Annotated in this window: 9 protein-coding genes and 1 tRNA gene; 4 read left to right on the plus strand and 6 right to left on the minus strand. The window is 64.8% G+C overall.

Annotated features, from left to right (window positions below):
• Nucleotides 1–13: 13 nt before the first annotated feature.
• Both AC4NMM_RS14245 and AC4NMM_RS14250 read right to left on the minus strand, forming a co-directional pair.
• Complete coding sequence (locus tag AC4NMM_RS14245; RefSeq protein ID WP_491924556.1) at nucleotides 14–1,255, minus strand: hypothetical protein; 1,242 nt, start codon at nucleotides 1,253–1,255, stop codon at nucleotides 14–16.
• Nucleotides 1,256–1,432: 177 nt separating this feature from the next.
• Nucleotides 1,433–2,209 (minus strand): hypothetical protein, encoded by a 777-nt coding sequence (locus AC4NMM_RS14250; protein WP_491924557.1) that lies wholly within the window; start codon nucleotides 2,207–2,209, stop codon nucleotides 1,433–1,435.
• Nucleotides 2,210–2,412: 203 nt separating this feature from the next.
• On the opposite strand from AC4NMM_RS14250, the gene AC4NMM_RS14255 reads away from it, so the two are divergent.
• Nucleotides 2,413–2,844 (plus strand): type IV pilin domain-containing protein, encoded by a 432-nt coding sequence (locus AC4NMM_RS14255; RefSeq protein ID WP_491924558.1) that lies wholly within the window; start codon nucleotides 2,413–2,415, stop codon nucleotides 2,842–2,844.
• 14 nt (nucleotides 2,845–2,858) lie between these two features.
• Here the strand turns inward: AC4NMM_RS14255 and AC4NMM_RS14260 are convergent, their stop codons facing one another.
• A complete protein-coding gene (locus tag AC4NMM_RS14260; protein WP_491924559.1) occupies nucleotides 2,859–3,011 on the minus strand; it encodes a DUF7386 family protein in 153 nt (50 codons plus the stop codon).
• Between AC4NMM_RS14260 and AC4NMM_RS14265 the strand changes: the two genes are divergently transcribed.
• Nucleotides 2,979–3,329 carry a PD-(D/E)XK family putative nuclease gene (locus tag AC4NMM_RS14265; protein ID WP_491924560.1) on the plus strand — a complete coding sequence of 117 codons (351 nt, stop codon included), beginning with the start codon at nucleotides 2,979–2,981 and terminating at the stop codon, nucleotides 3,327–3,329. The two genes, AC4NMM_RS14260 and AC4NMM_RS14265, sit on opposite strands and share 33 nt — an antisense overlap.
• A gap of 14 nt (nucleotides 3,330–3,343) precedes the next feature.
• On the opposite strand, the gene AC4NMM_RS14270 is transcribed toward AC4NMM_RS14265, so the two are convergent.
• The 3 genes from AC4NMM_RS14270 to AC4NMM_RS14280 form a co-directional block, all read right to left on the minus strand.
• Nucleotides 3,344–3,787 (minus strand): hypothetical protein, encoded by a 444-nt coding sequence (locus tag AC4NMM_RS14270; RefSeq protein ID WP_491924561.1) that lies wholly within the window; start codon nucleotides 3,785–3,787, stop codon nucleotides 3,344–3,346.
• A 4-nt stretch (nucleotides 3,788–3,791) separates the two neighbouring features.
• Nucleotides 3,792–4,310, minus strand: a complete 519-nt coding sequence (locus AC4NMM_RS14275; RefSeq protein WP_491924562.1) for a DUF7342 family protein — start codon at nucleotides 4,308–4,310, stop codon at nucleotides 3,792–3,794.
• 282 nt (nucleotides 4,311–4,592) lie between these two features.
• Nucleotides 4,593–4,667 (minus strand) — tRNA-Arg (locus AC4NMM_RS14280).
• Between the two features lie 332 nt (nucleotides 4,668–4,999).
• Here AC4NMM_RS14280 and AC4NMM_RS14285 point away from each other — a divergent pair.
• Nucleotides 5,000–5,599 carry an RAD55 family ATPase gene (locus AC4NMM_RS14285; RefSeq protein WP_096393453.1) on the plus strand — a complete coding sequence of 200 codons (600 nt, stop codon included), beginning with the start codon at nucleotides 5,000–5,002 and terminating at the stop codon, nucleotides 5,597–5,599.
• 86 nt (nucleotides 5,600–5,685) lie between these two features.
• A complete protein-coding gene (locus AC4NMM_RS14290) occupies nucleotides 5,686–6,108 on the plus strand; it encodes a CoA-binding protein (RefSeq protein WP_491924563.1) in 423 nt (140 codons plus the stop codon).
• The last annotated feature ends 452 nt before the right edge of the window (nucleotides 6,109–6,560 follow it).

Consider the following 6,560-nt stretch of genomic DNA (forward strand, 5'->3'; position numbering starts at 1 on the left):
GGACTGTATCGAGTCACACGGGGTCACGTAACGCCCACACGTCGCTCGCCGGGTCCAGATTCGACGGTTCCGCGCCCCGCGAAGTCAGGATTCCGGCGTGGTACAGCACCGCCTTCAGCTGGAACACGGTGGGCGAGTGGTAGACCTCCCCGTCGGTGAGGGGCTCGCGCTGTAGCTCCCCGTCGGCGTTCAGGACGCGGCTCCGGACGTCGTCGTCCCCGCGGACGAACAGTTCGACCGTGAACGACGGGTGTAGCGCGTGGAGGTACTCGACGACGTCCGGGAGGCTCGGCTCGCCGATCCCGTCCTCGTGCATGTGCTGGAGCTCCTCGACGAGGAGCTGCGTCGCCGGATAGTCATAGACGACGCGCCTGGTGAGCATTCCCCACTTCGGCGCCAGGTCGCAGAAGCGCTCCCGCGAGCGCTTCCAGTCGTCGAACACCCGGAGCGCGGCCTCGACCGACCCGTACTCCCGCAGCGCGAACCTGACGACCTCCCGGCCGAGGGGCGTCAGTCGAGCGGCGTCGGGTCGGTCGTCGACGAGGTTCAGGAAGGCCGCCCCGGTTCGGGCGTCGTCGGTGGCGCGCACGACGTGTTCCGCGAGGACCCGCTCCGCGTCTCGCTCGTGGGCGACCGCGAGGGGGTACGCGAGGTAGTTCTTCGGGTGGTTGAGGCCGAACGACTTGCCGGCGACGCCCTGCGCGCCGGCTTGGAACCGGATGGCCGTCGTCTCGGTCGTCGTTCGGTTCCCGACCACGCGGGGGGTCTCGACCGGATCCACGGTGCCGTCGGGGGTCACGCCGAGGACGCCGACGTTCAGCTCGCGAGCGAGGGTCCGTGCGGACTGCGAGACGGTGTCCGCCGGGACCGCGACGTACGCGGCGTTCGCCTCGTGGAGCCGGTCGTACGCCTGAACGATGCCGCGCTCGACGTCGGCGTCGCGCCGGTTCGTGTGGCCCTTCGCCTCGACGACCACCAGCGGCGGGTCGTCGCCCAGTCGGTCCACGGCCAGTAGCTCGTCGCTCAACAGTCGCACGCCGACGAGGTCGGGGTAGCCGGAGCCGACGCGGACGTGGTTGAACGGCGCCAGCTCGTCCGTGACCGCCGGATCGATGGACTCGTTCGCGAGCCACCGGTCGGACGAGAACTGCGTGTCGACGACCGCGTACCCGTCGTCCGCGTCGTCGGGGAACAGGCGGCGCTTCGCGTGCGCCAACACGCGCGGTTCCGAGAGCGGCGACGCCGCGCTTGCCATGACGGAACAATGCTCTCACCGGCTCATGAAGGTGGGGGTAACGGTGAGCGCGGGAGGAAGATGCGGGTCGTTATCACAATAACCATTATCCAGAGTATGACCCGCTACGACCGGCCGGAGGAACTCGACGCCCTCGACGCGGACGATCTCGAAGGGTAGCGGACTGATCCGGCGGCGCTACTCGACGCCGAGTTCGCGGGCGGCGGCCGCGGAGATGGTGAGCCCGGCGTCGGCCGTGGTCACGCGCTCGTCGAGCACGTCGTCGAGTACCTCGCGCAGTTCCGCGATGAACGAACTCGGCCGTTCGACCTGAACGCGCGTCGTCGACTTGTCGGCGTAGTTCAGCCCGCGGTGTCGAACGTAGGTCCGCGCGAACGACCGCCTGACCGGCCGAGGAACGTCCCACACGACCGCGGGAAGGTGGTCGAGCGACGTCTTCGCGCCGGTCGGCGCGCCGGTCGCGACGAGACACCGACCGAGGACCGTTCCGTCACAGGTCGGGACGACCTCGGTCGCGCGGCCCGGCGTGTCGGCGTTGCGGGTGCGCGTCTCGACGCCGACGCGCTCGAAGGCCGCTCGGATCTCCGCGACGGTCACGCGTTCACCCGGCGTCACCGCGGGAACGTAGTTGTCGGCGGGGATGCTCCCGCCGGCGAGGACGTGAGCGAGCAGGTCGACGAGGGCGGCGGCCGTCTCACCCTCGGGATCCGGATCGAGCCAGCCGCGGTCGATCGCCGTGTCGATCCCTCGGACCGGATCGGGGACGGCGTCTTCGAGCCAGCCCCGGACGCGCTCGGCGGGGAGATCGAGCGCACGGCCGACGCGAACTCGGCCGGCGTTCGAGTGTTCGGCGGCGTACTCGCGGACGCGGCGGTAATCGAGGACCTTCTCCCACGGGTCCGGATACACGCGATCGCTGTACGTCCGGGAGAGGGCTTTCGCCGTGGGTTCCATGATCACGGTAATCACGTCAGGGAATTTGACCCTATCCGTCCAATTTTCTCCGCTGATATTCGTGGCAATAAGTACATAAGCCACTCCTGCTTCTCTGCGAGTAACCAGCAACCGATCTGAACGAGCAGAGGGTGGTCTTACGCGTCAACGACCGCGTCTGAGTCCCTGAAACCTCGTTCGTCGGTGGCCGCTGGGTTCAAACAATGAAACCAAGCACTCAATCCAACGCGGACGACAGGGCAGTGAGTCCCGTCATCGGCGTCATCCTCATGGTCGCGATTACCGTCATCCTGGCGGCCGTCATCGGGACGTTCGTCCTCGGACTCGGCGATCAGTTAGGCGATACCGCGCCGCAGGCAAGCTTCACAGTGGATGAAGTCAATGCTAGCGGCAATAGCAACATTACATTTGTGAAAACTGGCGGGCAGTCAATTAATGCAGACGAGCTAACCGTCTCGATCGACGGAGAGAGAGTTGAGAGTGACTTCGCACCTGGCGGTAATTGGCAAACGGGGTCCAATCAGGCTGTAGATTACTCCGGATTAAGTACCGCTCCCTCTGGTGAAGAAACTGTTCGCATTATCCACGACCCGAGTGGAAATGCGATCTTCGAGCAGACTGTCGACTTCTCGTAAATCCGAGATTATCTCTACCGGCTTTCTATCCTTATCCTGTACCGTAGCTTGAGTACACCAGTATTGAACCGCTGGATCGTCGCCGGATCTAATTCGTTACGAGTCTCGCAGGTGTTCGGCTCCGACCAACTCAGGTGCGCGAGTGTAGCGTCGATCACCATGCTCATTCGTACATTTTCGGTCGGTACAGGACGCTCGCCGACCTGTGGGTGACGGACCGCTACCTGCTCACGCTCGACTATCCGGTCGTGGACGGGCTCAAGTTCGACGCGAGCAACGAGGACGGCCGCCCGTGGGACGTGAAGGGGTCGATGGTGAACGGCGTGCGACCGACGTTCAAGTTCTGGGAGGACCAGCATGAGACGCTCACGGACGCTGACGGCGGCTACGCGCTTGTGTGGTACCGAGCGGAAGGACGAGAGATAACGGTCGTGTCGTCGCGGACGGTCCGCGCTCGGGAATTAGAGATCACGAACCTCAGCTAATCTGGTGGGAATGCTTAGCGGTCGGTGAGCCGGATTTCGAGACGGTCGAGAATTCCCCAGAGCAACGGTACTGGCTGGAGGCTGTCGAAAGAGACCGCCTCGTACTCGTATTCATCGTCCGCGGAGAGATGTTCTTGATAGTGTGCCCATCCATCTACGTGCGGATTCGGCTCGTGGTGCCACCCACAGTCGAAGCCTGAATTTTCGCTGTAATGAAAGACGAACTCCGGGTCTGCGTCGGCAGCCTCGCCCGCGTACCACCGAAGAGTGAGTGTTCCCTCCTCCGCTTCGCTTCCGAGGATAGCAGGGTCAAGTGTCGCAACGACACGGATGAATTGGCCAGGTGGCTCCCCACTCGCATGCTGGACGGCAGGGTGTCGCTCAATCGTGCGTCTGAGTTCGAGCAGAACCGTGTGCGATGCCTGTCCGGGGTCGTAGCCGCCGTCGAACGCGAACATCCGGTCAGGCAGGTGCCGGGGTACTTCCAGCGTAGTCAGCGTAATGCTCGATAGCGTCCTCTACAAGTTGGAGACGATACGCGATGATGTCCCAGTCGTTCGCAGTCCGGCGCATCTCTCGCGTTGCCTCGGCAGTGTCGGCATGTGCCGCCCGCTCGCGAAGCTCACTCGGTGAATCCGCGTCGTACTCGGTCTGCCACTCCTCGACCTGCTCCTGTAGGTCGCCACGCAGTTTGAGAAGATCGTCGCGAGTCCGGTCGTCGAGGAGGTTGCGGAGAGCTTGCATTCGCGTGTAGAGCGGGTCTGGTTCATACCGGGTCGCGGTCCCTCCGGTAGCGGTTCGGAGAACGTTCATCTCAACGAGGCGCTGGAGATGGTCACGCGCAGTGTTTCCCGCGACGTGAGCCTGCTCTGCAATCCAGTCAGCCGGCTTGGGCTCGGAAACTGTAACGGCGACCGCGCGCACGCGGTCGAAGGCGCTCTGGTGCTCTTTCCAGAGTTCGGCCCCTGATTCATCTGTCATACGTAGCGGTTGGCGCTAGACTACAATAATTCTATTGGGAATACAAACTATTGAACAAGAACGATGGCGGAGGTGGCGAGCTGACCGCGAGAGAGGCTGAAGCGTTCTCCAGAAAGTCAATTCCAGTAGCATCATTATGAACTGCGGTAATCTTGACTCGAGTAAATCGCACGACGGAGGAGATGGGAATGACGTGGCATAATAAATTCTACTCCGATACCGGAGGAAGGTTTAAATACACCACGTCGCCGTCTGTTGACTCCTCGGTGTTATGCGGCAGGATGGGCGCTACAGGATTTGAACCCGTGGCAACTTGGTCCGAAGCCAAGCACTCTGTCCAAACTGAGCTAAGCGCCCTCACCGCCGTGTACTTCCGAGAGCGTGTTAAGTCCCGCGATCCGAAATCGCCGCCGCGCAGTCCGACGGTTCCGCGCCGACTCCGGGAGTCGATCGATTCGCGGACGTGACACGTTCTCGCGATCTGGAGGTGTGGGATCCGAAGCACGCGCCCGAATTCGGCGGCTGATCGGGTCGACAGCCGCGCCGAGACGCGCCGCCGTCTCGCAAGGGGCGATCAAAAAGAATATTATTCGGAGCGGGCATGTTTCGGTAGTAGATGTGTCCTGGTCGTACGGCCTCGCGGCCGAACGAGTGGCTCGCGCCGACGACGTCGCCCCCGAGGTGCGTCCATGTATGAGCTGACGCCGCACTTCGACGCCGAGGTCGATCCCGGGACCAACATCCTGTTGACCGGCCCGCCGCTCAGCGGGAAGCGGTCGATCATGATGGACGTCCTCGCCGCGGGGACCGACCGCGACGAGGGCGCCATCGTCGTCACCACGAAGGACGGCGCCGACCGGGTGCTCCGCGACTACGAGAAGCGGACGCCCTACGAGGGGAAGCCCGTCGCGGTCGTCGACTGCGTCACCCGCCAGCAGGGCGGCGACACCCGCGAGTCCGACCGGATCAAGTACGCCTCCTCGCCGGTGGACATGACGGGGATCGGGATCAAGCTCTCCGAGTTCCTCCAGGCGTTCGGCGACCGCGGCATCGAGCGGAACCGCGTGATGGTCCACTCGCTGTCGACGCTACTGATGTACTCGGACCTCCAGACGGTGTTCCGGTTCCTCCACGTGTTCACCGGCCGAGTCCAGAGCGTCGACGGCCTCGGGCTGTACAGCATCGACTCGACGGCCCACGACGACCAGGCGATGAACACGCTGAAACAGCTGTTCGACGGGATCGTCACCGTTCCCGAGGACGGCGAGCCCGAGATCCGGCTCCCCTGAGCGGGCAGTCGTCGACTGCCCGCGCCGGTTCCCGGACCGCGACGACGTGGGGTCCGCTTAATCGTGTCGCGCCCGTACGAGGAGCCATGCCCATCACCGACGACGCGGGGCTCGACCGCCTGCTCGACGCCGAGACGATAGCGGTCGTCGGCTGTTCGACGACGCCCGGAAAGGCCGCGCACGACGTGCCGGCGTACCTCCAGGAGCAGGGGTACCGTATCGTCCCGGTGAACCCGTTCGCCGACGAGGTCCTCGGCGAACCGGCGTACGACGCGGTCGGCGACGTCGAGGAAGAGATCGACCTCGTGGACGTGTTCCGGCCGAGCGAGGAGGTGCCGGGCGTCGTCGACGACGTCCGTGAGCGCCACGCCGAACGGGGCGACGCTGGCGCGGTTTGGCTCCAGCTCGGAATCAGCCACGACGAGGCGGCCGCGGCCGCCGAGGCCGACGGGATCGACGTGGTTCAGGATCGCTGTCTCAAGGTCGAACACGGTCGACTGCGCGGGTGAGCGGCAGCGACTTCGCTGAATCCGCGGTGTTGCTGTCGGCCATTTATAAGTGATTGACAGCGGAGCGGCGCCGAACATCTCCAAAGCCCCAGCCGTGAGGCGGACGCACGCTCGCTGTCGCCCGAAAATCAGAGATTTTCGGGATGACGAGAGAGCTTCGCTCTCTCCAACCACGCTCCTCACTCGGTCGCTACCGCTCCCTCGTTGCGGTGCTTACATCGCCTGCGCCCGCCTCACGGCAGCGTGGCGCTACGCGCCACGGGCAGCCCGCGGCAAAGCCGCCGGCGACTGCCCCTTTGAGTCCCACCCCACAGCGACCGCCCCACCGGGAGACGGTCCTGCTCGCTCGCTTTGCTCGCTGCGCGGGCTGCGGCTTCCGTGCTCCCCCCCCCCGCCCCTCTCCCCGCCCCCTCCCCCGGCCCGCGCCAGCCCCCTCCCCCCCCCCCGACCCC

The sequence above is a fragment of the Halorubrum sp. SD41 genome, from assembly GCF_058630335.1.